General features: G+C 60.5%; 22 protein-coding genes. 6 read left to right on the top strand and 16 right to left on the bottom strand.

The annotated features are described in order from the left end of the window. Positions 1 to 160: 160 nt before the first annotated feature. Together HXS65_RS04185 and HXS65_RS04180 are read right to left on the bottom strand one after the other, a co-directional pair. Positions 161 to 2,209: a bifunctional 2',3'-cyclic-nucleotide 2'-phosphodiesterase/3'-nucleotidase gene (locus HXS65_RS04185; protein WP_218015040.1), complete on the bottom strand. Its 2,049-nt coding sequence runs from the start codon at positions 2,207 to 2,209 to the stop codon at positions 161 to 163. A gap of 56 nt (positions 2,210 to 2,265) precedes the next feature. After that, positions 2,266 to 3,510, bottom strand: a complete 1,245-nt coding sequence (locus tag HXS65_RS04180; protein WP_176493197.1) for an MFS transporter — start codon at positions 3,508 to 3,510, stop codon at positions 2,266 to 2,268. 156 nt (positions 3,511 to 3,666) lie between these two features. On the opposite strand from HXS65_RS04180, the gene HXS65_RS04175 reads away from it, so the two are divergent. Both HXS65_RS04175 and HXS65_RS04170 read left to right on the top strand, forming a co-directional pair. After that, entirely contained in the window at positions 3,667 to 4,584 is a 918-nt protein-coding gene (locus HXS65_RS04175; RefSeq protein ID WP_176493194.1) for a helix-turn-helix domain-containing protein, read from the top strand. 88 nt (positions 4,585 to 4,672) lie between these two features. Further along, on the top strand, positions 4,673 to 4,891 hold the full coding sequence (locus tag HXS65_RS04170) for a TIGR02450 family Trp-rich protein (protein WP_077376973.1): 219 nt from the start codon (positions 4,673 to 4,675) through the stop codon (positions 4,889 to 4,891). Positions 4,892 to 4,999: 108 nt separating this feature from the next. Here HXS65_RS04170 and HXS65_RS04165 read toward each other — a convergent pair whose 3' ends face one another. From HXS65_RS04165 to bla, 6 genes are all read right to left on the bottom strand, one after another. Continuing rightward, positions 5,000 to 6,184 carry a pyridoxal phosphate-dependent aminotransferase gene (locus HXS65_RS04165; RefSeq protein ID WP_176493193.1) on the bottom strand — a complete coding sequence of 395 codons (1,185 nt, stop codon included), beginning with the start codon at positions 6,182 to 6,184 and terminating at the stop codon, positions 5,000 to 5,002. 2 nt (positions 6,185 to 6,186) lie between these two features. After that, complete coding sequence (locus tag HXS65_RS04160) at positions 6,187 to 6,861, bottom strand: TetR/AcrR family transcriptional regulator (protein WP_176493192.1); 675 nt, start codon at positions 6,859 to 6,861, stop codon at positions 6,187 to 6,189. Positions 6,862 to 6,945: 84 nt separating this feature from the next. Beyond that, on the bottom strand, positions 6,946 to 7,695 hold the full coding sequence (locus HXS65_RS04155) for a class II aldolase/adducin family protein (protein ID WP_205632697.1): 750 nt from the start codon (positions 7,693 to 7,695) through the stop codon (positions 6,946 to 6,948). A 141-nt stretch (positions 7,696 to 7,836) separates the two neighbouring features. Continuing rightward, a complete protein-coding gene (locus HXS65_RS04150; RefSeq protein ID WP_176493190.1) occupies positions 7,837 to 8,793 on the bottom strand; it encodes an NAD(P)-dependent oxidoreductase in 957 nt (318 codons plus the stop codon). Positions 8,794 to 9,095: 302 nt separating this feature from the next. Further along, the gene (locus HXS65_RS04145; protein ID WP_176493189.1) at positions 9,096 to 10,202 is read right to left on the bottom strand and encodes an NADH:flavin oxidoreductase/NADH oxidase; all 1,107 of its coding nucleotides are present in this window, start codon (positions 10,200 to 10,202) and stop codon (positions 9,096 to 9,098) included. Positions 10,203 to 10,456: 254 nt separating this feature from the next. After that, the gene (gene bla, locus HXS65_RS04140; RefSeq protein ID WP_255304411.1) at positions 10,457 to 11,323 is read right to left on the bottom strand and encodes a class A beta-lactamase; all 867 of its coding nucleotides are present in this window, start codon (positions 11,321 to 11,323) and stop codon (positions 10,457 to 10,459) included. 416 nt (positions 11,324 to 11,739) lie between these two features. Between bla and HXS65_RS04135 the strand changes: the two genes are divergently transcribed. Beyond that, on the top strand, positions 11,740 to 12,897 hold the full coding sequence (locus HXS65_RS04135; RefSeq protein ID WP_176493188.1) for an alpha-hydroxy acid oxidase: 1,158 nt from the start codon (positions 11,740 to 11,742) through the stop codon (positions 12,895 to 12,897). A 213-nt stretch (positions 12,898 to 13,110) separates the two neighbouring features. Further along, a complete protein-coding gene (locus HXS65_RS04130; RefSeq protein ID WP_176493187.1) occupies positions 13,111 to 14,781 on the top strand; it encodes a tetratricopeptide repeat protein in 1,671 nt (556 codons plus the stop codon). A gap of 95 nt (positions 14,782 to 14,876) precedes the next feature. On the opposite strand, the gene HXS65_RS04125 is transcribed toward HXS65_RS04130, so the two are convergent. After that, positions 14,877 to 16,298: an NAD(P)/FAD-dependent oxidoreductase gene (locus HXS65_RS04125; RefSeq protein ID WP_176493186.1), complete on the bottom strand. Its 1,422-nt coding sequence runs from the start codon at positions 16,296 to 16,298 to the stop codon at positions 14,877 to 14,879. Between the two features lie 230 nt (positions 16,299 to 16,528). Here HXS65_RS04125 and HXS65_RS04120 point away from each other — a divergent pair, with 230 nt between their 5' ends. Both HXS65_RS04120 and HXS65_RS04115 read left to right on the top strand, forming a co-directional pair. After that, complete coding sequence (locus HXS65_RS04120) at positions 16,529 to 17,350, top strand: FadR/GntR family transcriptional regulator (RefSeq protein WP_176493185.1); 822 nt, start codon at positions 16,529 to 16,531, stop codon at positions 17,348 to 17,350. 49 nt (positions 17,351 to 17,399) lie between these two features. Next, on the top strand, positions 17,400 to 18,677 hold the full coding sequence (locus HXS65_RS04115) for a Zn-dependent hydrolase (protein WP_254627160.1): 1,278 nt from the start codon (positions 17,400 to 17,402) through the stop codon (positions 18,675 to 18,677). Between the two features lie 113 nt (positions 18,678 to 18,790). Here the strand turns inward: HXS65_RS04115 and HXS65_RS04110 are convergent, their stop codons facing one another. From HXS65_RS04110 to HXS65_RS04080, 7 genes are all read right to left on the bottom strand, one after another. Further along, on the bottom strand, positions 18,791 to 19,552 hold the full coding sequence (locus HXS65_RS04110; RefSeq protein ID WP_176493184.1) for a M15 family metallopeptidase: 762 nt from the start codon (positions 19,550 to 19,552) through the stop codon (positions 18,791 to 18,793). Between the two features lie 6 nt (positions 19,553 to 19,558). Beyond that, positions 19,559 to 20,836, bottom strand: a complete 1,278-nt coding sequence (locus HXS65_RS04105; RefSeq protein WP_176493183.1) for a TRAP transporter large permease — start codon at positions 20,834 to 20,836, stop codon at positions 19,559 to 19,561. Next, positions 20,833 to 21,408, bottom strand: coding sequence for a TRAP transporter small permease (locus tag HXS65_RS04100; RefSeq protein ID WP_255304410.1), 576 nt, complete (start codon positions 21,406 to 21,408; stop codon positions 20,833 to 20,835). The genes HXS65_RS04105 and HXS65_RS04100 overlap by 4 nt, the downstream gene beginning before the upstream one ends. A gap of 166 nt (positions 21,409 to 21,574) precedes the next feature. After that, positions 21,575 to 22,603, bottom strand: coding sequence for a TRAP transporter substrate-binding protein DctP (gene dctP, locus HXS65_RS04095; protein ID WP_176493182.1), 1,029 nt, complete (start codon positions 22,601 to 22,603; stop codon positions 21,575 to 21,577). A 376-nt stretch (positions 22,604 to 22,979) separates the two neighbouring features. Further along, positions 22,980 to 23,855: an MBL fold metallo-hydrolase gene (locus HXS65_RS04090; protein WP_176493181.1), complete on the bottom strand. Its 876-nt coding sequence runs from the start codon at positions 23,853 to 23,855 to the stop codon at positions 22,980 to 22,982. A gap of 125 nt (positions 23,856 to 23,980) precedes the next feature. Then, positions 23,981 to 24,910: a LysR family transcriptional regulator gene (locus tag HXS65_RS04085; protein WP_136937949.1), complete on the bottom strand. Its 930-nt coding sequence runs from the start codon at positions 24,908 to 24,910 to the stop codon at positions 23,981 to 23,983. A gap of 154 nt (positions 24,911 to 25,064) precedes the next feature. Further along, a complete protein-coding gene (locus tag HXS65_RS04080) occupies positions 25,065 to 25,250 on the bottom strand; it encodes a hypothetical protein (RefSeq protein WP_176493180.1) in 186 nt (61 codons plus the stop codon). Positions 25,251 to 25,329 lie beyond the last annotated feature (79 nt).

Here is a 25,329-nt window from a genome sequence, read left to right as displayed (position 1 = left end):
GTGAGCCTGCGATCGAGAGTCGTGAAGTGAAAGCGGATAGTGAAACAGATAGCGGGTAACGGCTGGCGACAGAAAAACGCCAGTCAGCAATCGCTGACTGGCGTTTTTTCCCACCTGAATCAAGGCCAATAACTACGTGCTCGACAATGTGCTGCCTTGGCTATTTCATCCGGTCCAGCCCGACGCGATAACGGGCAAAGCCCATCTCGTCCTGATCCACCAGTGTCATCGGGTAGACGGCCTGAGCATCAATGAACTGCTGCGCATCCTCGCCGGGGGCGGTGGTGAAGCGAATGTCCAGCGGGGTATCGGTGTCGATCGCGGCCAGCCGCCAGTTGTGATCCGCCGCAGGGTCCACCGCGCCCTGCTGCTGTGTCTGTCGCGAGATGTACTGGGCCAGAATGCTGCGATTCTCGTCCGGTGACGCAAAGGCGACATGCGACTCTCCGGTACCGGGGAAGGCCTCGCCGTAGGCGCGATAGTTGTTGGTCGCGAGCAGGAAGACATCGTCGTCCTTGACCGGCTCGCCCTGGTAAGTGAGGCCCTGGATACGGTGGGCATCGGCGTCGATCAGCGCGCAATTGCCGTCATAACGCGCCGGCTGCGTGACATCCACCTGATACTCGACGCCGTCGATCACATCGAAGTTGTAGCTGCGGAAACCTTCCCAGTTGATCAGGGGCTGGGGCGTGGCGAGATCCGGGTCAATGCGATGGAACTGCCCGGCACTGCACTCGAGCCATTCCCGCACTTCCTTGCCGGTAACCTTGAGCGCCACCAGCGTATTCGGATAGAGATAGAGGTCGGCGGCATTGCGGAAGCTCAGCTCGCCGGCCTCCATCTCGGTGAACTGGGTCGGATCATTGTGACGGCCACCGACCTTGAACGGCGCGGCCGCCGAGAGAATCGGCAAGCCTTCCAGATCCGGGTCGCCTTCGACGAAGCGTTTAACGTAATCAGCCTGGGCACGATTGACGATCTGGATCGTCGGGTCGTCCTGCACCAGCGCCAGATAGCTCTTCATCGCCGCACTGGCGCGGCCGATGCTGCGATTGACGTACTCCCGCGTGGCGTCGTGCTCATGCTCGACCAACGCCGCCAGTTCGGCATCTTCCCCCACCTGCGCCTCGCCACCCACCTGAATCGGGCGTGCCTCTGTCTGGCCACTTACCACCCGCCACTGGCCCGAGTCATTGCTCAGTTCGAGATCCATCACGCCCACATGGCTGCCCCAATGCCCCGGCATCATCGCCGGCACCCCATTGAGGGTGCCCTTGGCGATATCGGCCCCCGGCACCTCAGCAAATTCCTCGCTGGGGAAGACCGCATGGGCATGCCCGAAGGCGATGCCATCGATGCCTTCCACCTGCGAAAGGTAATACACCGAATTCTCGGCCATCACCCGGTAAGGGTCAGTCGAGATGCCGGAGTGTGGGATGGCGATCACCACATCCGCGCCCGCCCGGCGCATCTCGGGCACCCAGCGCCTGGCGCTCTCGGTGATGTCCTCGGCCGTCAGGCGGCCCTTGAGGTGCTTGCGGTCCCAGGTCAACACCTGCGGCGGCGCGAAGCCGATATAGCCGACCTTCAACGTCTGAGCGTTGCCCTCACTGTCGGTGAAGGCATGGGGGGTGATCTGATACGGCGTGAAGTACGGCTCGCCGGTCGTGGCATCCAGCAGGTTGGCGTTCACATAGGGGAACTGCGCGCCGGAAAGCGCCCGTTCGAGATACTCGAGCCCGTAATTGAACTCATGATTGCCGATGTTGCCGACATCGTAATCCAGCTGATTCATGACCTTGTAGGCCGGGAAGACATCACCCTCCTCGAGACCCTCCGCCGCCATGTAATCGCCCATCGGGCTGCCCTGGATGAGGTCGCCATTGTCGAGCAGTACGCTGTTGACCACCTCGGAACGCGCCTGCTTGATCAGGCTCGCCGTACGCACCAGGCCGATGCGCACGCTGGGACGATCCTTGTAATAGTCGTAATCCATCACGTTGGCGTGGATGTCGGTGGTCTCGATCACCCGCAGTGACAGCGTCGCGGCATTGGCTGGCTGAGCGATCATCACGACACCCCCAATGCTGGCCAGACCGAGGATGGCTGCCCGCAGGCGACGCATTGCACGCGGACGCCGGGTGTCCCCCGCAGCCTCTTTGGTACCAGAGGCCGGCTGACCTTTTCTTCCGGATGATGCATTCGCCATCTCTCACTTCCTTGTCATGGGGGGATGTTCCTGTGGCCCTTCAGGGCATCGCTCCATTATTCAGATGCCGACGCCTCAGGCAACTGGCGGTCCCTGCCCGCCAGCCAGCCGATCCCCGCCATCAGCACACTGAGGGAGGCACACACCATCAATGCCAGCTGCCAGTCACCCTGCCGATCGTAGAGCGCGCCGATCAACGGCGGCCCCATGGCCGCGAGCAGATAGCCCAGGGTCTGCGCCATGCTCGACAGCGACGCCGATTGCATGGCATCGCGCGCTCTGAGCCCCATGAACGACAGGGCGAGAATGAAGCTGGCCCCGGACCCCGCACCGAGCAGTAAGACCCACACCAGCGCCCACCCCGGCATCAGCCACAGCCCGATGAACCCTGCCAGCGACATGCAAGGCGTCGCGAAGGCGATCAGGCGTTGATCCTTCAGGCGCGGCATCAGAGGCACCAGAATCAGCCCCGGCAAGGCCGAGGCCAGCTGCAGCAGGCCGTGCAACGATCCCGCCTTTTCCGGCGAGAAGCCATTGTCCGCCAGCATGCTCGGCAGCCAGCTGTTGACGGTATAGAACAGCAGCGAATTGATCCCCATGAACAGCGTCACCTGCCAGGCCAGTGGCGAGTGCCACACCGCTGCCTGACGCACCGGCCGCGCGGCACCCTTCTCGGCTACCTTCTCGGCTACCTTCGCCGCCGTCGGTAGGGAGCGATGCGACAACTGTGGCCACCACACCACCATCGTCACCACTGGCAGGATGACCACGATGAGCATCGCGAACTGCCAGCCGTCCGCACTATCCTGCGCCAGCGGCACCATCACCGCCGAGGCGATGGCGGCCATGATGCCCATGGTCAGCACATAGCAGGAGGTCAGCAGCGCGATGTGTCGGGGAAAGCTGCGTTTGACCAGACTGGGCAACAGCACATTGCCCACCGCGATGCCCGCCCCGATCAAGGCGATCCCCACATAGAGCGCCAGCGTGTTGCCCTGCACCCGCAGCACGATGCCGGCGGCGATCGCCAGCAAGGCAAGGAAGACACTGCGCTCAAGCCCCACATGCCGTGCAAGACGGGGTACCCAGGGGGACACCACGACGAACGCCAACAGCGGCAGAATCATCAGCAACCCTGCCGCCGTGGCATTGAAGCCCAGCGCCGCCTGCAGACGCTCAAGCAACGGCGCGATACTGGTAAAGGGCGCACGCAGATTCATGGCAATCATCAGGATGCCGGCGATCAACACGGCAGGATGGCTCAATCGCCGAACAGGAGAAGAGTGGCAGAGTTCAGTCATGAGACGCTCGCAGCGAACTTGGAACGGACAGATAGCGGGACGACACATCAAAGGTGAATTCCCGCGCAGATTAACGATAGCGTAATCGCCAATATCGCTGCAGAATTGAGCCATCATGACATCAGATACCTGAAATCAGACAATCTGCGAGCCGACATGTCAGCCACCTCCTCTAGGACCTCCGCGACGCCGATTTCCCTTGCCACGCGAGACGCAACCTCATCGTCGGGAGTCGTCAGCGGTCACTCCTCCGTGCCCTTCTCCAGCAGCGTCTGCGAACATGACCCGGACATCTACGAGATTCCGGCCAGTGCCCTGCATGTGGATACCGGACAACAGGTGATGGAAGTCCCGATCCACCAGCATCGCAAGGGACAGCTGGTCATCGCCCTGCATGGCGTCGTGACCAGCCGCGTGCCGGAAGGGCTGTGGATGGTGCCGCCGCACAGCGGCGTCTGGATTCCCGGCAACCTGCCCCACAGCAACCACCTGACCCGTGGCGGCCGCGTGTGCCACCTGTTCATCGAGCCCGGAGCGCTCGAGATGCCGAGCCACAGCTGTACGCTGTCGATCTCGCCCCTGCTACGCGAGCTGGTGCTGCGTCTGGCGGAGCTGCCCCAGCCATATCCTGAACAGGGGCCGACAGCGCGGCTGGTCGATGTCCTGCTGGAAGAACTGGCCTGCATGCCCAGCGAACGTCTGCATCTGCCCTTGCCTGAAGATCCGCGGCTGACCCGCATCAGCGATGCCCTGATCAAGACACCGGATGATCGGCGTACCCTGGCCGAGTGGGCGAGCGAACTGGCGATGAGCGAACGCACCCTCGCCCGGCTTATCCAGCGTGACACCGGCTTGAGCTTCAGCCGCTGGCGTCAGCAACTGCACCTGGTGGTGGCGATTCGCCTGCTGGCCGAAGGCATGAGCGTGCAGCGCGTCTCGGAAGACGTCGGCTATCAGTCCGTCAACGCCTTCATCAGCATGTTCAAGAAACTGCTCGGCACCACGCCTGCCCGCTACCTGCAGGAGCGCGAGCAACGCCGCTCGGGCAGTGAGCGGCCTCAAGAAGTGACTTGAGGGTCAGATTCATCCTCACGTTACCCCAGTTCAGATACCCTCCCCTGTTCCTCATTTTCCCTTTTCCTTTTTACCGACGAGACATTGCATGAACCGCATCAACCCCGAAAAGCTGTTGCAGAGCAAATGGACCGCCGTGACACCCAGGAATCGTGAGCGACATTTCATCGTCACGCGCGTGATTCGTGATGATCAGGATGAGCATGTGGTCGAGGTCGTGTTGCAGGCGGTGCTGACACATCGCGATCACGTGCTGGGCTGGCGTGAGCTGAAGCAGGACGATGTCTGGCAGATGGGCTGGAAATGATTTCCTGAAATGAGCATCGCTGAACGCACAAACGCCGCTCATGAGCGGCGTTTGTGCGTGAACCTGCACGAAATTGAGCGAAAGACTGTGCATAGCCGAAGTCGCGCCTCAGACGATGACTTCCCCTTCCAGCTGATCACACAGTGTCGCCATGCGCTGCACGGCTTCCAGCAGGGTGTCATCCGGCACGGTGAGGGCAACACGTACCAGTGGCCTTCCGCAGTCGCCGAAGACACTGCCGGGCATTACCGCGACCTGCTGCCGTTCCAGCAGCCGCCAGGCGAACTGCTCACCGTCCAGGCCGGTGCGTGAGACATCGACCATCAGGAACATGCCGCCCTGGGGCAGGCTGGAGGACAGCTGCGGGATGGCCGCCAGCGCCTCATGGACCAGACGCGCGCGGCGCCCGAGTGATTCGCGAAGACGCTCGGTGGTATCGAAATCCCCGCGCAGAGCGGCCTCGGTCATGTCGGCGATGAAGGGCTGGTTGCCGAACAGCATGGTCTCGGAGACAGGCAACAGCCGGCGGCAGAATTCCGCTGAGCCGATGGCCCAGCCACTGCGAAAGCCGGTGGCAGCATGGCTCTTGGAGATGGAGGACACCACCACGGTGCGCTCACGCAGTGCCTCGATCTCCAGCGGCGAGACGAATTCGCCCGCGAAGATCAGCGCTTCATAGACCTCATCACAGACGATCCACAGGTCATGCTCGCGACACAGCTCACCGATGCGCTCGAGCGTCGTACGGTCCATCACCGCGCCCGTCGGATTGTGCGGCGTATTGAGCAGCAATACGCGACTCTGCGGCGTGATGGCCGCGGCCAGATCTTCCGGCTGCAACACGAAGCCATGCTCCATGCGCAGCGGTACCGGCTGCAGGTCACCGCCGGCACCCCGGATCACGCCTTCATAGGTGGCGTAATAGGGGTCGCCGGTCAGTACGCCGCATCCCTCTTCCACCAGCGCCAGCATCACCGCAAACAGCGCCGTCTGAGTGCCGGGGAAACACAGCACGTTGTCTGCGCTGATCTCGGGCATGCGCGCTGAGTAGCGCTCGGCCAGTGCCGCGACCAGCCCCGGTTCGCCACGGCCATCGGAGTAGCGGGTACGCCCGGCGCGCAGCGCCTCGACACAGCGCTCGACCAGCGCCGGGTGTGTGGCGATGTCGGGTTCCCCGATGGTCAGCTCGATGATCGGCTCTCCCGCCAGAATTCGCTGACGAGCGGCACTGTGGACGGCCCATTTGTCACCGCCCAGTTCGCTCAATCGTTCGGTGATGGTGGCGTAGCGCATGCTCAACTCCTGTGAGGTGGGGGTGTTGTTGTCATCTCGACATGCTCAAGCAAGGTGCCCTGGGGCAGCCGCAGGATGCCCTCTGCCGCCCGTATCGCGATCGCGGGCAGGCGCTCGACCGGATAGAGGCCATGTTCCAGCCCACCTTCCAGCCACAGCCCATCGATCAAGCCATTGAGGGCGATCGCCTGCTCCTCACAGATGGCGTCATCAGCGGGCAGATCATTGGCGCTCAGAACGGGTTGGATCAGTAACCGCAGCAGATCGAGAAACTCGCGATAGGTTTCCTGATGGACCGCCGAGTAGGTGGCATCGTGATGTACCCGACCGATGAAGGTCGCCCACAGGGAGACCTTGTGGGCGGCCAGATTGGGCTGCGTGAGACTCGCCGCGATGAAGCGTGCCAGACGACACGCCGAGGATTCATCACTGGCCGGGCTGGCATCGGCGATATCGGAGGTCAGCTGGCCCATCATGTAGGCATAGGCGGCCCGCACCATGTCGTCCTTGGTACCGAAATGGTGGCGAATCAGCCCGGGGGAGACACCGGCTGCCTCCGCCACGCGGCGCACGCTGGCGCCGGCCAGACCATGCTGCGCGACACAGCTCAGCGTGGCTTCCAGCAGGTCGCGCCGACGCTGATCCTGGGAAAGGCGCTGGAACACCTTGCGACTCATCTGGGCCCCTCTCCTTCACTCAACGCCGGGATTGCCGCACTTGCCTCACTCTCAGGTGACAGCGGCCACGCATCGAGGGAAGGCTTATCGACGATAGTCACTGCCAAGGCTCTCCAGCAGACGCAGGTGGGAATCCCATTCCAGTGCCAGATCGCCATCCTCATGGATGGCCATGTCGTACTGGCCGACCACATGCGCACAGATCTCGGGCGAGAGACGGCGCACCGGCTGGCCCATGGACAGGGTCGCGACCTGAATCTCGCAGCTGCGCTCGAGGTAGAACATGTTGTTGAACATCTCGGCGGCAGAGGCACCCGTGGTCAGCAGGCCATGATTGCGCAGGATCAGCGCCGGATTGTCGCCAAGGCTTGCCACGATGCGTTCGCGCTCATCCAGATCCAGCGCGATGCCTTCGTAGTCGTGGTAGGAGACGCGACCATGGAACTGCAGGGCGATCTGATTCAGCGGCAGCAGTCCTTCTTCCAGGCTCGATACCGCCACGCCGGCGCGCGTATGGGTATGCATGATCCAGCTGGCAGAGTGGCTTGCCGCATGAATCGCCGAGTGAATGGTGAAGCCGGCTGGATTGACCCGCGCGGCGCTGTCATCGACCTTCTCGCCGTTGACGTCGATCTTGACCAGCGAGGATGCGGTGATCTCCTCCCAGCGCCAACCATAGGGATTGATCAGGAAGTGCCCTTCCTCACCCGGCACTCGCGCCGTGATGTGGGTATAGATCAGGTCGGTCATGCGGTAGTGCGCCGCCAACCGATAGCAGGCTGCCAGGTCCAGGCGTGCCTGCCATTCCGCGTCACTCATGGTTGATGCCTGCATGTCGCTGTCTCCTGTGATCAAGATGTCGCTGTCTGGGGTCGAGAAAGGCTCCGCAGAGCCCTGAAAAGCCTTGACGCCTCCACCTTCCGGTCCTCAATAGCCGAGGGCCACAATAGCCAAGGTCCTCAATAGACCAGGGCCTCAATAGCCGCGCTGGCGATCCACGCCCAACGTGAGCGGCAGGCCATCGCGCAACTCGCGCGCCGTGGCCACCACCTGCTCGGCGACCACCTCGGGGAGCGAGTCACTGGCGACATGCGGCGTGATGCGCAGGCGCGCGTCCTGCCACCAGCGATGAGTGGGCGCCAATGGCTCCTCGCGGAAGACGTCCAGCGTCGCGCCCGCCAGCTGACCGGACGCCAGTGCCGCATCGAGATCGGCTTCCACCAGGTGCTCGCCGCGGCCGATCTGCACAAGCCAGGCCCCCGGCCGCAGCTGGGCGAACAGGGTCGCATTCAGCACATTCTCGGTGACCGGAGTCAGCGGCAGGATGTTGATCAGGTAATCCGCCCCCTGAGCCGCGGCCATCACCGCATTGTCGCCCGTCAGATAGCACACGCCTTGCACTGGTGCGACAGGTTCACTGCGACAGGCGACCGTCACCGAGAATCCCAGTGCCGACAGCGAAGTGACCACCGCGCGCCCCATGCTGCCGTGGCCCAGCACCGCCACCTGCGCCTTCTCGGGCGCACGCATCGGCAAGGGCTGCCACTCACGGCGCGTGGCATTGTCTGCCATGACGGCAAACTCGCGCTCTTGATGCAGCACTTCATGCGCGGCAAACCCGGCCATCAGAAATGCCTGATGCGGATCTCGTACCCGTGCCACCTGAACCTCATCTGACAGCCCCGGATGACTGAGCAGAGCATCCACCCCCGCCGCGATCGACATGGCAAGCATGAGATTGGGGTACGGCGTGAAGGCGTCTTCTCCCGGCTGCCAGCAGATGGCGAACGCGACCTCCGTGGGGTCTTCGATCTCCTGCGGGTTCTGCAGCACGACATCCTCGCCCAGCTGGCGCAGCACCTCACCGTAGAGGCTGTCCAGGTCCAGGGATTCACTCAGGTAGACACCCAGAATCGGGGCTTGGCTTGGCATTGGCTCTCCTTGTGTCACGACTGGCAGCGAATGGATTGCGGTGGATCTTCCGCCACTATTGCACACTCGTATAATTACTGCCAGCCATCCTGTACTCCCCCGAGCCTTCATCGCCCTGCTGGCGCAGCGACGCCTTGAGCCACAAGGAGAGGCGCAAACGCCTCTCCACTCTCTCCCTAAAATCGAGGCTTCGCGCCGCCAGGGGGATTGAGCAAAGGGGATTGAGCAAACAATAACGCCCGCGATCATCGAGCAAGGGCTCATGAACGCGGGCGTCAATCATCGATGTCCTTTCACGGACTTCAGTCCTGCTGATTCTCCAGCAATGACTTCAGACCATGCGGCTGGCAACGCAGATACTGGGGCGAGACCTTGACGGTATCTCCCAGCGCGGCGGCCGCATGCCAGGGCCAGCGCGGGTCGTAGAGGATGCCACGCGCCAGCGCGATGGCATCGGCACGCTCGTTCACCAGCAGGTCTTCGGCCTGCTGCGGCTCGGTGATCAAGCCCACCGCGATGACGGGCATGACCACCTGCGCCTTCAGGGCCTCGGCGTGCGGCACCTGATAGTTGGGTTCCACCGGAATCTGCTGCTGCTCGCTGAGCCCGCCGCTTGAGACATGCAGATAGTGGCAGCCACGGCGGTCAAGCGCCTTGGCGAGTTCGATGCTCTGTGCGAGATCCCAGCCACCCTCGACCCAGTCCGTCGCGCTGATCCGGATGCCCAGCATGACCTCGTCAGGAATCGCGGCGCGAACGGCGTCGAACACCTCAAGCGTCAGCCGCATGCGATTCTCCAGTGAACCGCCATAGTCGTCCTCGCGCTGATTGCTCAACGGTGACAGGAATTGATGCAGCAGATAACCATGCGCCGCGTGCAGCTCGATCCCGTCGAGACCGATCACGACGGCACGCCGGGCCGCTTCCACGAAGGCGTCGATAGTCTGGGCGATCTGCTCGGCGCTCATCGCCTCTGGAAGCGGCCCCCCTTCACTGAAGGGAATCGCGCTGGGTGCCAGAGTCTGCCAGCCGTTGGGTTGTCCCGGAGCAATGGCAGTTCCGCCCTCCCAGGGCTTCTCGCATGAGGCCTTGCGGCCCGCGTGACCGATCTGCACGGCCAACGGCATCGGCGAATAACGACGGATACGCTCGACGACACCTTGCATCGCATCACGCGTTGCCTCGTCAAAGAGCCCCACATCGCCATGGGTGATACGCCCTTCGGGGGAGACGGCACTGGCCTCGAAGATCAGCAGGCCGGCACCTGACTGGGCCAGATTGCCGAGATGCTGGTCATGCCAGGCTTGCATCCGGCCATCCTGGGCGGAGTACTGGCACATCGGTGCAATGATGATGCGATTGTCCAGCGTGAGCGGGCCGAGCTTCAGCGGGGAAAACAGTGTGGACATGGATATCCTCCAGACACGTGCAGGAACAGGTTGGGCAAGGCTCATGAGCGGACATGACAGGGGGAACGGGTTCCATCTCCCCCGGCAAACCATTGCGGACATAGTTCAGGCACAATGCGGGCGAGAGGCAGGAGTCACAAGCAAAGGATGGCATCAGGGCCGGCAACGCTGAGTTGCCCAGGCTTCACGCAGGCTTTCTCAGGTACGCTCCTTCAGGCACGCTCTTTCAGCACGTGCTCTCACGCGTCACGCGATCAATTGTCAGCGTGCGTGTCCACACCCTCGTTGGCCAGTCCCTCGATGGCCAGTACCTCAGACACCAGCAGACGCCCGACATCGGCAATCGCGGCGTCACGCACCGCACGCTCGGCCTCGCTCTCGGTCAGATAGACCGCCACGATCAACGGGGCGTGATTCGGCGGCCAGATGATGGCGATATCATTGTTGGTGCCATGCCCCCCGCCCCCGGTCTTGTCAGCGATCTGCCAGTCATCCGGCAAGGCGGCACGCAGCTTGTCACTTCCCGTGGTATTGGCCAGCATCCAGCCCTGCAACGTGAGACGCGACGCCTCGCTCAGCGCCTCCCCCAGCAGCAGCCGCTGAAGGGTGGACGCCATCGCGTCGGGAGTGGTGGTATCACGGGGATCTCCCGGAGTGGCCTCATTGAGCGCCGTTTCACGACGATCCAGACGTGTGCTGTCATCCTTCAGAGTCCGCAGATAATTCGTCAGCCCGACAGGCCCACCGATGGCATCGAGAATCAGGTTGCCGGCGGTATTGTCGCTGGTGGTGATGGTGGCGCGGCACAACGCCGCCAGTGTCATGCCATCGCCCTCCACCTGACGTTCGGTAACGGGGGAATAGGACACGAGATCCGCCGGGCGAATCTCCACCTTGCGTGACAGCGACTCCTGACGGGCATCCACCCGCGAGAGCAGATTGCCGCATGCCAGCACCTTGAAGGTGCTGCTCATGGGGAAACGCTCATCACCCCGCCAGCTGACACGTCTGCCATCGGCAGTATCCAGTACCGTCACACCAAGGCGCGCGCCGACCCGCTGCTCTATTTCCTGCAGATTGGCGACCACAAGTCCCTCACGCTCCGCCTCGGAAGCGATCACGGACGCTGCGTGAGCCGGACTGATCATCAGCCATGACAGGCAGCACGCCAGCATCGCGTCACGCCCACGACGCAGGACTCTTGCCCTTGCCGCGCCTTGGGGCCTGGCCGGATCGCGCGGCGTTGTCGGGCGCCGACCATCGGCTGAGGCGCTACAGGCAAATCTCATGGGTCCATCACCTTTCATGGGGGCGCGACCTGACACCTCAGGCCGCGCAGTCAACGTGTCCGTCTGCAGACGTCGTGCAGCAGGTCGGTTGCATCATTGCCATGATGCTATGGCACAGGCGTCCTCGACAGATAGACGTATCGCCAATGGTGAACCCCCCATCCATCGGAGACAGTAAGCCCAGCATCCCCTTGGCGATGTCCCTGGACCTCGAACGATCCGCCTTCTCTCCTTGGATGGAGTTCTGCATGACCATCACCTGCATCAATGATCTGCAACGCCTGGCGAAACGCCGTGTGCCGAAGATGTTCTACGACTATGCCGACTCCGGCTCATGGACGGAAACCACCTATCGCGCCAACGAGGCTGATTTTGCCGCCATCGGACTGCGTCAACGGGTGATGGTCGACATGGACAATCGCACCCTGCGCACGCAGATGCTGGGAGAGGATGTGGCCATGCCGGTGGCGATCGCGCCCACTGGCCTCACCGGCATGCAGCATGCCGATGGCGAGATGCTGGCCGCGCGCGCGGCGAGTGACTTCGGCGTGCCCTTCACGCTCTCGACCATGAGCATCTGCTCCATCGAGGATGTCGCATCCGTCAGCACACGCCCCTTCTGGTTCCAGCTCTACGTGATGCGCGACAAGGATTACATCGGGCGGCTGATCGATCGCGCCAAGGCGGTGGAATGTTCCGCGCTGGTGCTCACCGCTGACCTGCAGATCATCGGCCAGCGCCACAAGGACCTGATCAATGGCCTGAGCGTCCCTCCTCGCCCCACCGTGGCCACCGCGCTAAACCTGGCGACCAAGTGGCGCTGGTGCGCCGGCATGCTGAAGACGAAGCGCCACAGCTTCGGCAACATCGCCGGTCACGTGAAGGACGCCGACAACCTCAGCTCCCTGTCGAAATGGACCGCCAGTCAGTTCGACCCCAGCCTGAGCTGGGATGACATCAAATGGATCAAGGATCGCTGGGGCGGCAAGTTGATCATCAAGGGCATCATGGAGCCGGAGGATGCCGAGATGGCCGTTCAGGCAGGCGCCGACGCCGTGATCGTCTCCAACCACGGTGGACGTCAGCTCGATGGTGCGGCCTCCTCCATCTCCGCTCTGCCGGACATTCTCGCGGCGGTCGGCGACAGGACAGAGGTCCACATGGATGGCGGGATTCGCTCTGGCCAGGATGTGCTCAAGGCGGTGGCGATGGGCGCCAAGGGCGTCTATCTGGGACGCGCCTTCCTGTATGGACTCGGCGCCATGGGCGAGCAAGGCGTGACGAAGACCCTGGAGATCATCCACAAGGAGCTCGACACGACGCTGGCCCTGTGTGGATTGCGTGATATCCATGACGTGGATACGCGGATTCTCAGGCCCGGCACCTATCCGGTGGCAAAGGGATAGTTTACTCTTCGATATTAAATCTCATGAGCTTTACAAGATACACTTTTACTGACAAAAGTAGAGTCGTAAATCACCATATCTCTAGGCAAGAGCAGTCAAAACAGCTCTTGCCAGATATATCGAGCCAATAAAAGGGCGCTTTTGAACCCTTATAAAAGGTCAACTGCGCCTGACAATAACCATACCAATACAATATACATCAGCGGCCAAAATATGAATGATATAGAGTTAGCAAACAATGTTTCACCTAGCATAGGAGACTTATACAAAACTGCTAAAGAATTTAGCTCAACTGCGCCCGCACTATCTATCACCTACCTTAGAAGCCTTGCTTCCGTGTTTTGTGATGCACTGGATAATGATTTAGAAAAACATAATCTTTCTAGTAAAATCCATTATCTTAAAGAAAATAGTATGCTAAGCCAGTCACTGACCAAGCATTTAAAAATACTACAACGAAATGGTAATAAAGCTGCACACCCAGAAGACTATTTACCAAAGAAAAAGAAACTGGATTTTTCTACATTAACTGTAGAATCTTTAGAGTCTGCCAGAAGTTTAATAGAGTACCTTTACTCCTTGAAACACTCTATAAAACCTGTTTATGTCATAGAAACATTAGAAACTAATGCATTTGCAGAAATGTGTAAAGGGGCCATGATTGATAGAAATGAAGAAATGATCAATAAGGCAGGGGTATACTTCAAGGAGAAGGCAAACAAACTGACAGAACAAGATAACGTTTTTTTAGAAAATGGTTATGGTTGGTCTGCTCAAAAGGATATCGAACAAGCTGTTTTTTTATTTAAGCAAGGGGCAGAATCTGGGCATGTTAACTGCATGTACGAATACGGTATTTATATTGCCAATCTCAGGGATAACGAAAAAAAATTAATTGGCGAACACTATATATTTAAAGCAGCTGATGAAGATCACCAAGAGGCAATATTGTACTGTGCGAGCAAAGCCGTCACTGACAACGACCCTCAATATGCTCGAGAATTATTACAGCGTGGAGCAAAGCTTCAACAGCCTAAAGCAATGTCTATGCTGGGCGAAATGTATGCAACAGGGACTGGCGGAGAAAAAGATAGCGAACTCGCAGCGGCACTTATATTAGGCGCAGCTAAACATGGTTATCCTCGAGCACAATATAACCTATTTATACTATATAGAGATGGTTCTGGCTTAGAGAAAAGTGATATTAAAGCACTAAAATGGCTAAAAGAAGCAGCAGAACAAAATTATCCTGATGCTGAATACTCCTTTGCTGAATATATCTCTAATGGATTAGTCGAAAATCACACCATTGAAGATGCAGTCTCTATATACATGAAACTTCTTGATCATGACAATTTCATATGTAGATCATCACTTGCATTAGCCAAAATAATACAAAGCAAAAGAAACATTACTACAGAGGACCTGATGAAAGCAGCAAATTATTTACAAATTTGCTACGAACATATTAATAGTGATAATGACACACAAATGCTGAAAAGAAGCTGCCTAGATACATCAAAAGTAATTGTTTCAACATTGCGCGACAGATTGAGTGAAAATGGACCAGATAGCGAACTTGAGCTCGCGGATATAATAGCATCATGCTTATTCAACGAGAGCTTCACGCCCTGTAAAAATAAGCAAGCAAGAATATCAGAAATCGCCCACATTATATCCGCGCAGAGTTTAAGCCCTGATGGAATTTCTGAAAAACTGCTTCGAGAAGCATGTATAAAACAGACTCCAACACGTCAGAAGAATAATTTATCCATAATGAATCATGACACCCTGAATATCGCCAACAACTCAAAAAAAGTTGGACGAAATGAAGCTTGCCCCTGCGGTTCTGGGAATAAATATAAACGCTGCCATGGGAAATGAATTGTCATGAGAATACTACGCATACAAATTGTATTTTGTATGCGTAGCATAATAGCCAAACCAATAAAGAATATATCTTATTACTAACAAAAACCTCAATGCACCTTGAGTCGCGGCCCCATGGCATGGCGCAACACGTCACTGACCACCTCGGCTGAGCCCTTGAGCGGCCCCAGCAGCAGGAACTGATGCTGACGCTGCAGTCCTTGATAGGCCGCGCGTGCAAAGCGCCCTCTCACCTGCAGATCCTCATGCCCATCGTTGCCTTGTGCATGGCTCAGCTTGCCGCTGAGCTTGCCACCGAGCTCACCGACGCTGCCCGCCCTGGCCAGCGACAACAGCGTGCCGCGATCCTTGAACTCGAAGACCTGAGCCGCCTCGCTCTGCTGGCGACGCGGGAGTTCTTCCGCCAGGAACTCGGCCTGTTCGCTGGCCACCTGTGCCGTGGGTGGCAGGGGTGCCTCATCGATGCAGGCACAGTCGCCCAGCGCGAAGATGGCTTCCTGCTCAAGGCATTGCAGTCCGGGCGTCACCTTCCATTGACGCTTCTTGTTGCTGGCCAGACCTTCGATCTCCTCGACGATGGCAGGCCCCACACGACCCGCCGCCCAGACCACCAGGTCTGCCTCGCGTCTCACGGACTCGTCACCTTCGCTGATCTCGACGCTGCCGGGTGACACCTTGGCGACCTGACGAGACAGCTCGATATTGATGCCCTGCGCCTCGAGTCGCTGATGGATCGCCTCGCGCAGTTCCTCGGAGACCCCCGGCATGAAGGTCTCGGTGGCCTCGAGGATCGTGATCTCGACCCGCGAGTCCTTCGGCGCAGGCGCATCATGTCTGCCACGTGCCTCATGCAGATACGCCGCGAGCTCGACACCGGTGGCACCGGAGCCGACGATCACCACCTGATACGGCCGCCCCGGAGACTCTTGAGCGCCACCCTTGGCGCCATCCTGAGCGCCATCCTGGGTGGCTGACGCGCCTGAATCCCCTGTCGGTGCTGTTTCCATCGCCACATGATTGGCCAGCAAGCCACGCGAGAAGCGCTCGGCAATACGTTCGGCGTCTTCGGGCGAGTCAAGCAGACAGGCATGCTCCAGCACGCCCTCGACGCCCATGTCAGGCGTCACCCCTCCCAGGGCCAGTACCAGCTGGCGATAACCTCTGACGCGGACCGGCACCTCGGCGGTCGCGTCATCTTCCCTGCCCGGTATGGCCGCAAGGGTGATCTGGTGCCGTGTTGGGTCCACGCCTTCGAGGGTGCCGCACTCGAAGCGAAATCCCCACTGCTCCGCCAGACCGGCATACCCCAACTCATCGACCTGACGCCGCCCGAGGCCCGCCGCGATCTCATGCAGGCGCGGCTTCCACACGTGACTGGTGTCGCGATCGATCAGCAACACGTCCTTGTGGCCTGCCTTGGCCAGGCGGACCGCCAGTTCCAGTCCGCCGGCACCGCCACCGACGATGACGATATCGGCGTCACGCGTTCGCTGAGAGTCATGCGTTTCCATAGGGCCTCCTTTCGCGGGGTCGAAGAGAGAAACCTTATGTCAGACCAGGCGCTTTTCAAGACTGCCACCCGGAACTTCGCCAATGCGCAGCCTTTGATGCGACGCGTCATGTCCTTGATCGAATTCGCGACGCTCACGTTCACATTGCGGGTTTGACAGCGCTCGAGTCCGCGACTAAAGCTTATTTATACGAATAAATATGAATGACTCGCCTCCGCTCAGGACATCGCATGCCGACATCGCCTCCACCACTGATCACGTCACGCACCAGCAATGGCTCTGGCGCTCCCAAACGCCAGAAACTGGCCGAGCTGATCAGCGATGATCTGAGGCGCAGCATCGTGCGTGACGGGTTGAGCGAAGGTGACCGGCTACCCAACGAGAAGGCGCTGATGGCCCAGTACGGCTGCGCCAAGGGCACGCTGCGTGAAGCCCTCAAGATTCTGGAAGTCGAAGGCTTGATCACGCTGAAGACGGGCCCCAATGGCGGCGCCGTGCTGAATGCGCCGAGCATGGAGCCCGCCAGTCGCATGCTGAGAAGCTTCCTGCACTTCAAGACGCTCAATGGCGCCCAGGTCTATCAGCTGCGCCGGCTGCTGGAAGTCGAGATGGCGGTATCGGTGGTGGGCCTGCTCAGCGAAGAGGATCTGGTCGCGCTCGAGCACAATGTCAGTGACTGCAGTTGCCATCAGCCACAGGACGAGGACCAGCGTCGCCAGCGTTTTCTGGAAATCGAGTTCCATCAGGTACTGGCGCGCGCCTGTCCCAACCCGCTGCTCAGCTTCATGTGCCAGTTCCTCAACGACATGCTGCACGAGCTTGTCGTCATCAAGAAGGCCTATCTCCCGGAGCGCAAGCAGTTCGATGCCGCCAATCAGCATTACCACACCGGCCTGATTACGGCGTTCCGCCAGCAGGACCATGAGCAGGTCCGTCAGCTCATGACGGAGCACATGCAGGATGCCGAGCACCATATGACGGCCCTCGAGGTGGAAATGGCCGACCAGCTGCTCGTCACTCCGGCGCAGCTGATGGCCGACAGCAGAGCCTGAAACCGCACGACACATCACAAGAACAATATTCACGAGAGGAAGGAAATCGATGACCACTGCCCAGATGGATACCTCCCCCGTCAGCACCCTGAGCGAGCTGCGCACCGACAGTGATCGCCTGTGGCAATCCCTGATGACCCTGGCCGAGCTGGGCGCCACGCCCAAGGGCGGCGTCAACCGCCAGGCGCTGACCGAACTGGACCGCCAGGCGCGCGACCTCTTCATTCAATGGTGCAAGGCCGAAGGCTGCACGATCCGTATCGATGCCATCGGCAACATCTTCGCGCGCCGCGCCGGCACCGACCCGGACGCCCCGGCGGTGATGACCGGCAGCCACATCGATACCCAGCCCACGGGCGGCAAGTTCGATGGCTGCTTCGGGGTGATGGCGGGACTGGAAGTGCTGCGCAGCCTCAATCAGCACGACATCAAGACCCGCTGCCCGGTGGAGGTGGTGGTCTGGACCAACGAGGAAGGCTGTCGCTTCGCGCCCTGCATGATGGGGTCCGGCGTGCATACCGGCCAACTGTCATTGCACGAGATGCTGGCCCAGAAGGACACGGATGGCGTGACCGCCGGCGAAGCGCTGGATGCCATCGGCTATCGGGGCAGCGATGAGATCCCCCGCGAGAACGTGCGCGCCTTCTTCGAGAGCCATATCGAGCAGGGCCCGATCCTGGAAGATGAAGAGACCACCATCGGCGTGGTGATGGGCGCGCTGGGCCAGCGCTGGTTCGATCTGTCGCTGACCGGCCAGGAAGCCCATGCGGGCCCCACACCCATGTCGCTGCGCCAGGACGCCATGCTCGGGGCGGCCGAGATCACCGTCGCCGTCAACCGCATCGCCATCGAGCATGCACCGCACGGTCGCGGCACCGTGGGCGTGATGCAGGTCCATCCGGGCTCTCGCAACGTCATCCCGGGTCAGGTCAACATGACCATCGACCTGCGCTCGCTGGAGCCCGACTCCCTCACCGCGATGGTCGCGGAGCTGAAAGAGGTGGTCGAAGCCGTCAGCCAACGTCACCGTCTGGCCTTCGAGCTCACCCCTACCGCCGACTTCGTCCCCGAGCACTTTGCCGACAACTGCGTGAACGCGGTGCGCAATGCCGCCAGCCAGCTCGGCTACTCGCATCTCGACATCGTCAGCGGCGCCGGCCACGACGCCATCTTCATGGGCCGTATCGCCCCCGCCGGCATGATCTTCGTCCCCTGCGAAGGCGGCATCAGCCACAACGAGATCGAGAATGCCGCCCCCAAGGACCTGCACGCCGGCTGCAACGTGCTCTTCCACGCCATGCTGGATCAGGCCGAGATCGTCAGCTGAGGCGTGATTTCCCTTGCACAGGGTGACAAGACGCCCCGCTCGAGAGGTCATCGAGCGGGGCGTCTTGTGTCTGGCGCTGTGCATGGCCAATCCGTGCGACCCGCCATGAGTCGCTATTGCAGAGACCGCTTCCAGAGACTCTCGATACTGTCCATCTCCGCCGGACCGAAGAGTGCCTCGGGCTCGCCCCGGTACCAGGCCCAGAGCTGATCCCCGAAGTCGAAGTGCCACCATTCGCTGGGCAGGTTGGTGAAACCGGCCTGGGTCATGACGTGATAGAGCAGCCGCCGGTTGTCGCGTGCCGCAGCCTGGGGCGTGTCTGCGCCAGGCGGATGACGTTCGAAATAGTCCGCGTGGGACTCAGGTGTCGCCTCATCGAACAGCGTCCCCATCTCGAGCAGCAAGCCATCGGCATCGCAGATCGTGACATCCACGGCACCGCCTGTGAGGTGCGGGCTCGGCGCGTCAGGATCACGGCTGGGCAAGGAGACGAATTCCCGCGTACGCGCCAGCAGCTGGGCCTCGCTAAGCGAGGGGTCATGCGTCTTGAGCGACTGATACAGCGTCTCGAACAGATACTGCTGTACCCGCCAGGGTCGCCAGCCATCCATCACCACCAGCGACAGCCCTTCCGGCAAGGCGCGTGCGGCCTGCAGCAGGCGCTGATACACCGCACGCCGCACCAGACATTCATTGACCGCCCCGGGAATGCCGAGGCGTGCGTAGGCGGGATAGACCTTCAGGCATGACGGCCCGAGGCTGGTCGGCACCAGTGGACTGTCACAGCCCTTCACGGGGATGCAGGTCACCTGCGACCAATCCGGCTCGTCATGACTCGGGATGGCAGGAGGCGTAAAAGTCAGTGATGACGTCATGAGGTGTTATCCAGACAGGGTCGGCAACCACAGAGTTAAGGGCGGGAAGACGATCAGCATCAGCAGTACCGCGACCGCCACCAGCACGAAGGGCCAGATGGTGCGAAACAGTGAGGTGATCTCGAGCTTGCTGACCGCGGCGGCCACGAAGACGCAGGCCCCCATCGGCGGCGTGATCAGCGCGATGGTGATATTGAGCGTGATGATGACACCCAGATGCACGGGGTCGATGCCGGCGGCCATGGCCACGGGCACGAAGATCGGCGTCAGCAGCATCAGCGCCGAGACCTCTTCCATGAACATGCCGGTGACGAAGGTGATGGCGCTGAGCAGCAACAGGATCAGGATCGGGCTGTCGATGTAGGGCGTCAGCAAGGCCACGAACTGATTGGGCACCTGGGCATAGGACAGCAGCCAGCTGACGATGGACGACACCGCCATGATCACGAAGATGGCACTGGTCAGACGCGCCGTATCCTTGATGGCACCCCATACCTCGACAAGCTTGAGCGGCCCCTGACACAACCCGCAGAGCAGCACGTAAGCGACGATCAAGGCGCCGGATTCCGTCGGGGTCACGATGCCCAGCACGATACCGGAGACGATGATCACCGGTGCTACCAGTGCCGGCAGCGCGCCGATGATTGCCGAGATCACTTCACTGCGTGCCGGTGCCTGACCGCGCGCCTGCAGGCCATGCCGACGGGCATACCAGGCATTCATCGCCATGAACGCCACCGCCAATACCAGTCCTGGCACGACCCCGGCCAGGAACAGGCTGCCCACGGAGGTATTGGTCAGCGAGGCGTAGAGAATCATGAAGATGCTGGGGGGAATGATCGGGCCGATCAACGAGCTGCCTGCGGTCAGGCCTGCGGCGAAGGACGTCGAATAGCCCTCCTTGCGCATCGCGGGCACCAGCAACGAGCCGAGTGCGGAGGTATCGGCGACCGCCGAGCCATTGACGCCGGCGAAGAAGACGCTGGAGACGACGTTCACGTGGCCCATGCCACCGCGAAGATGCCCGACCATCAGCCGCGCCAGGCGCATCAGGCGCTCGGTCAGACCACTGTTGTTCATCAGGTTGCCGGCAAGGATGAACAGCGGAATCGCCATCAGCGAGAAAGCATTGATGCCACCGAAGAACTGCTGTGGTCCGAGACGTTCCAGCATCGAGATATCGATGAACAGAAAGCCGGTCACGGCGGTGGCGAGCAGGGAGAGAAACAGCGGCAGGCCCAGCAGGACGTGCACCACGAAGATGGCCAGCATTGCCCAGATCATGTGCGCGGCCCTCCTGTCTTGTCATCATGCGCCGGAAGGTCGGCGAGCTCCTCGTCCGGTGCGATCTCCAGTGTCTGGGATCTCAGCGGCCGTGGGCCATGCAACAGCACCTGGGCCGTGATCAACGCGAAACCGATCGGCATCGACAGCATCGGCACGCTGCGGCTGATGCCCAGCCCCATGGTGCGGAACATGCTCGCCGACATGGCGTAGTGCCAGGTCATCCAGGTCGCGCCGGCCATCAATACGAGCGTCAGCCACCATTGGTAATGGATCAGCCCCCTGGCCATGCGCGGAGGCAGACGCCGTTCCAGCAGCGCCACGCGCATATGCGCCCCTTCCGCCCAGACGACGCCGATCGCCAGCATGACACTGGCGATGATGAGATAGCGGGTCAGCTCATCGACCCAGATGGGCGCGCCGCCCAGTACATAGCGCATCACCACGCCGTAAAGCATGATCAGCACCGTGGAAGCCAGCAGTACCGCCGCTATCGCCAGTGTCACGCGGCCACAGGCAAGCAGCAGGCCTTCCCGCAGGGAAGGCTGTCGTGAAGGAGTCATGGAAGTCATTTACCGCAATCCACCAGCAAGGAGGGAAATTCAGAGCCTCGATGCCCGGACTGTCATTGTCCGGGCACCGGGTACCGCAGCGGGATGCTCGCTGATGCCTGAGCGTCACTCGCCTTTCACCGAGTCAGCGTGTCAGGTCATCTCGAAAGACCATCGCAACAGACCATCACGAGGTCAGGCCAGCATCCTTCATGGCGGTGTCGATCAGCTCTGGCGCGATGTCCTGGCTCTTGAGCCATTCCAGATAGGCTGGCTGGCCCTTGCTGCGAAATGCCTCGAGGTCTGCCTCGCTCGGGCGGATCACTTGCATGCCCTGCTCTTCAAGCAAGGCGATGCGTGACTCGACCTGGCTCTGGTTGTCCTGACGGGCCTGAGCATTGGCTTCCTTGACTGATTCGAGCAGTGCGGTGCGCTCTTCATCAGACAGGCTCTCGAGCAGCTGACCATTGGCGACCAGGAACTGATCCGAGTACTGGATGTTGGCCAGCGTCAGGTACTTCTGCACCTCCTGCAGACTGCCCAGCAGGATGTACATCGGCGGGTTCATCTGACCATCCGCCACCCCGGTGCGCAGCGCCATGTAGACTTCCGTCCACGGAATTGGCGTGCCCGAGGCGCCGAAGGCCTCGTAGAGCGCTACCTGGCTTGGGTCCATCGCGCGGAAGCGAAGCCCCTCGAAGTCATCGGGGCTGGTGATCGGACGTTTGTCGTTGGTAAAGGCCAGAAAGCCCCCCTCCTCCACGACGGCCAGAATCTCGGCGCCGTTGGTGCGCTCACTGAACAGTTGCTGCACCTGCTGCCAGTACTGACCTTCATCGAAGAAACGACGCGCCTCATCAAAGCCGTCGAACATGAACGGCGTGGCGCTGACATAGACTTCCGGCACGATGGGGGCCATGCCCGCGAAGGAGGCGATGTTCAGGCTCGGCGCGCTGATGACCTGTTCCATGCGTTCCTGCTCCTCTCCCAACATGCTGTTGGGGTAGAGCTTGAGCTCCAGCTCACCATCAGTCTTCTCTTCCACCAGCGTCTTCAGGTTGCTGGCAAAGACGTGCACGGCATTCTTGTCGGCATCCGGTGCGCCGTTGTAGCTGAGATTGATGGTCTGGGCCTGCACGCTGGCCGCCAGCAGGCTGAGCGCCAGAGTGGAACCGGTAAGCGTCTTGCGCAGCAGAGATGTCTTGGACAAGGACATGTGGATTCCCTTTTGTTGTTGTAGATATCTGTTATATGCGGCCGGAGAAACGCCGTCTTGGTGGTATGGCACTGTGGCCAGCCAGACGTCGGGCGTTGCTCCCACGCATCGAAAGTAGCGTTGTCGCTGTAGACTAATCAATCGTGCAGGTGTTGTTTTTTCGTCCACACCTACTGGACCTGACAAGCCCATCTCTGGCTTGGCGTTCCCACAGACCTGACATATCCAAAGACCTGACGTACCCCAAGACCTGACGTACCCAAAGACCAGAATGGCCCCGAAAACCGGAGTTTTCGGGGCCATTTCAATGACATGGCGAGGCCGTGCTGAACGAGGCAGTGTTGAGCGAAGCAGGGCTGAACGAGGCGCTACATCGTCAGTGGGTATGCTCACCCTTGAGATCACTGCGCCAGCCCATGCCGGACTCTTCCATCAGACGTTCATGCACGCCTTCGATGTTGAGACCGACCCACTCCTCAAACTGAGCCAGATCACTGTACTCGGAGAGATCGACCTCCTGCTGGATCTGCTCCAGTGACTTGCCGGCGAGAATGCCCTCCGTCACCTGAGAATACAGTGACTCCAGATAGGTCAGGTAGCGTTCGACATCGGCGTGATCACCGATCTCGGCATGCCCGCCAACAAAGGTGTCGAAGTCATATTCCAGCACTTCACGCGTCGAGTTGATCATGCCCTGGATGTCATAGCTCCAGAGCTTCTGCCACGGCATGCGTCCGATGACGATCCAGTCGACCACGAACATCGTGGCATGGTCCTTGAAGTACATGCTGATCGACCCCCGCCCGTCATTCGGGCCGTGATACCGCAGCTGGACTTCCTTGCCGCCCAGTCGCAAGGTCATTTCATCCTCGAAGACGAGATCCGGCGGTACGGCCTTCGCCCGGGTATTGGCGATATCCTGTGCCGCCAGCCGGTGCGCGATGAAGGTGGTGTCCGGGGTGTCGAAGACCTCGCCGCCATAGATGTGATCACTGTGGTTGTGGCTATACACCACATAGCGAACCGGAGTATCGAAGCGCTGCTTGATCTCGTTGTTCAACCAGCTCGCTGCGGCGTGATTCATCGGGTCCGTCACCAGCGCGCCCTGATCGGTGATCATGAACACGGAGCGATGGCGATCATCGATGAAGCGATAGAGCCCCTCTCCGAGAGGTTCTATCTCATAGGCCTGGGCCTGCAGACTGAAAGGAAGCGCTGCCAGCGCCAGTAGTGTCTTGAGGGGGCTCAGCATCGGAGGAAATCCTCGCATCAGGTGTTGTTGTCGTGAGATATCACTATGCCCAGACTCTGATACGAGAAGCCGTCAAGACTGGATGCGCCGAGGATTGACCCACTCGCGGCGCTGTCCAGCGGGTGTCACTTGCCGAGCAGTCGCGGCGCATCTGCGGTGAAGAACCGCAATCCCTGCTGCAGGTGGGTAAGGCAGGCCTCGACGGCCACCGTCATCTCACGCCCGCGCCGCGTACACATCTGCGCGCGGGTCTGTGCTAGGGCCGGATGCTGCATCGGCAGCAGGCAGATATCGCCACGCCGCAACTCCTCCACCACGCTGAGCTCGGGCATGAAGGTGACACCGATTCCCGAGCGCACGAAGTTCTTGAGCACCGAGACGGAATTGGTGCGCAATTGCGCGCGCAGCGAGACCCGCTCCTGCTGCGCCGCCTGATTCACCATCTGGCGCATGCCGGTGCACTCGTCGATCAATGCCAGTGGCCAATCCGCCACCTGTGCAAGCGTCAATGGCTTGCCGATCTCGAGCAGCGGATGTGCCGCCGGCACGATCAGATCCAACGGCTGACAGGTCTCCACATGACAGCAGAGAATCGGGTCTACCGGCGGGGCGTAGAGAAGCGCGATATCCACCTCGAAGTCGCGCAACAGCTCGGTCGCCTCATTCACGCCGGCCATGCGTACCACCACCTCGATGCCGGGATGACGTGCCATGAAGCTCTGCAAGGGCAGCGAGATCAGATCGGCGATGAAGCCCTCGCCCACCGCGATTCGCACCTCACCGCTACGCAGCCCCTGCAGGGCACTCAGCTGCGAGAGCGCTGCGGCCTCCGCCGCCTGCTGACGATGGAAATGATCCAGCAGCAACACCCCGGCCTGGGTCGCACGCATGCCCGTCTCGCTGCGCTCGCACAGCGCGACACCCACCTCTTCTTCCAGCTGCTTGATCTGGCGGCTGACCGCGGAAGGGTCGAGATTCAGGTGCCGTGCCGCACGGCGCAGTGAGCCGCGACGGATGATTTCATTCAGCGCCGTCAGCGCCTTGGGATTGAGCATGGAATACGGTACCCGCCAGCAGCAGTGGAGGAAGAGGCAAGACTCGGATCACTCAGGATATCCTTGCAGATCAAGCGACTCCAGAGGCCCATATCAGGAAGCGAGCGACAACGAAAAAGGAGCCGCATGAGCGGCTCCTTGTGGTTCGACGTGATCAGCAGTTGCCTTTCTTGGCCTGCCCCGGCGGACAGAAGTCGCCGCCTCCACGCTTGTGATCATGATGTCCATCACCGATTTCGATGATAGCCTCGGCATCGATTCGCGCCGGCGTATAACTGCACCCCGCCATGAAAAAGGTGCTCAGCATCACAAGGCTGACAACTCGCACGCTAGACTGCATCATCATTTCCTTTCTTGAAAATACACATTTCTCGATGCTCCACATCGTACCGGAATGCATGCCATCGAGAACGCAATTT

Origin of the sequence: Cobetia sp. 5-25-4-2, assembly GCF_013374075.1 — a bacterium.
Lineage (GTDB): Bacteria > Pseudomonadota > Gammaproteobacteria > Pseudomonadales > Halomonadaceae > Cobetia > Cobetia marina.
The sequence above is the reverse complement of the archived record's forward strand: the minus strand, read 5'-3'. Positions and strand labels throughout refer to the sequence as shown.

What these genes read in the sequence shown, in the direction of transcription:
- HXS65_RS04115 (WP_254627160.1), top strand. Translation starts at nt 17,400, where the DNA reads ATGACCACTGCCCAGATGGATACCTCCCCCGTCAGCACCCTGAGCGAG.
- HXS65_RS04155 (WP_205632697.1), bottom strand. Translation starts at nt 7,695, where the DNA reads ATGCAGGCATCAACCATGAGTGACGCGGAATGGCAGGCACGCCTGGAC.
- HXS65_RS04085 (WP_136937949.1), bottom strand. Translation starts at nt 24,910, where the DNA reads ATGCTCAATCCCAAGGCGCTGACGGCGCTGAATGAAATCATCCGTCGC.
- HXS65_RS04110 (WP_176493184.1), bottom strand. Translation starts at nt 19,552, where the DNA reads ATGACGTCATCACTGACTTTTACGCCTCCTGCCATCCCGAGTCATGAC.
- HXS65_RS04135 (WP_176493188.1), top strand. Translation starts at nt 11,740, where the DNA reads ATGACCATCACCTGCATCAATGATCTGCAACGCCTGGCGAAACGCCGT.
- HXS65_RS04185 (WP_218015040.1), bottom strand. Translation starts at nt 2,209, where the DNA reads ATGGCGAATGCATCATCCGGAAGAAAAGGTCAGCCGGCCTCTGGTACC.
- HXS65_RS04150 (WP_176493190.1), bottom strand. Translation starts at nt 8,793, where the DNA reads ATGCCAAGCCAAGCCCCGATTCTGGGTGTCTACCTGAGTGAATCCCTG.
- HXS65_RS04100 (WP_255304410.1), bottom strand. Translation starts at nt 21,408, where the DNA reads ATGACTTCCATGACTCCTTCACGACAGCCTTCCCTGCGGGAAGGCCTG.
- HXS65_RS04080 (WP_176493180.1), bottom strand. Translation starts at nt 25,250, where the DNA reads ATGCAGTCTAGCGTGCGAGTTGTCAGCCTTGTGATGCTGAGCACCTTT.
- HXS65_RS04180 (WP_176493197.1), bottom strand. Translation starts at nt 3,510, where the DNA reads ATGACTGAACTCTGCCACTCTTCTCCTGTTCGGCGATTGAGCCATCCT.
- HXS65_RS04105 (WP_176493183.1), bottom strand. Translation starts at nt 20,836, where the DNA reads ATGATCTGGGCAATGCTGGCCATCTTCGTGGTGCACGTCCTGCTGGGC.
- HXS65_RS04165 (WP_176493193.1), bottom strand. Translation starts at nt 6,184, where the DNA reads ATGCGCTACGCCACCATCACCGAACGATTGAGCGAACTGGGCGGTGAC.
- HXS65_RS04120 (WP_176493185.1), top strand. Translation starts at nt 16,529, where the DNA reads ATGCCGACATCGCCTCCACCACTGATCACGTCACGCACCAGCAATGGC.
- HXS65_RS04175 (WP_176493194.1), top strand. Translation starts at nt 3,667, where the DNA reads ATGTCAGCCACCTCCTCTAGGACCTCCGCGACGCCGATTTCCCTTGCC.
- HXS65_RS04160 (WP_176493192.1), bottom strand. Translation starts at nt 6,861, where the DNA reads ATGAGTCGCAAGGTGTTCCAGCGCCTTTCCCAGGATCAGCGTCGGCGC.
- HXS65_RS04130 (WP_176493187.1), top strand. Translation starts at nt 13,111, where the DNA reads ATGAATGATATAGAGTTAGCAAACAATGTTTCACCTAGCATAGGAGAC.
- dctP (WP_176493182.1), bottom strand. Translation starts at nt 22,603, where the DNA reads ATGTCCTTGTCCAAGACATCTCTGCTGCGCAAGACGCTTACCGGTTCC.
- HXS65_RS04125 (WP_176493186.1), bottom strand. Translation starts at nt 16,298, where the DNA reads ATGGAAACGCATGACTCTCAGCGAACGCGTGACGCCGATATCGTCATC.
- HXS65_RS04090 (WP_176493181.1), bottom strand. Translation starts at nt 23,855, where the DNA reads ATGCTGAGCCCCCTCAAGACACTACTGGCGCTGGCAGCGCTTCCTTTC.
- HXS65_RS04145 (WP_176493189.1), bottom strand. Translation starts at nt 10,202, where the DNA reads ATGTCCACACTGTTTTCCCCGCTGAAGCTCGGCCCGCTCACGCTGGAC.
- HXS65_RS04170 (WP_077376973.1), top strand. Translation starts at nt 4,673, where the DNA reads ATGAACCGCATCAACCCCGAAAAGCTGTTGCAGAGCAAATGGACCGCC.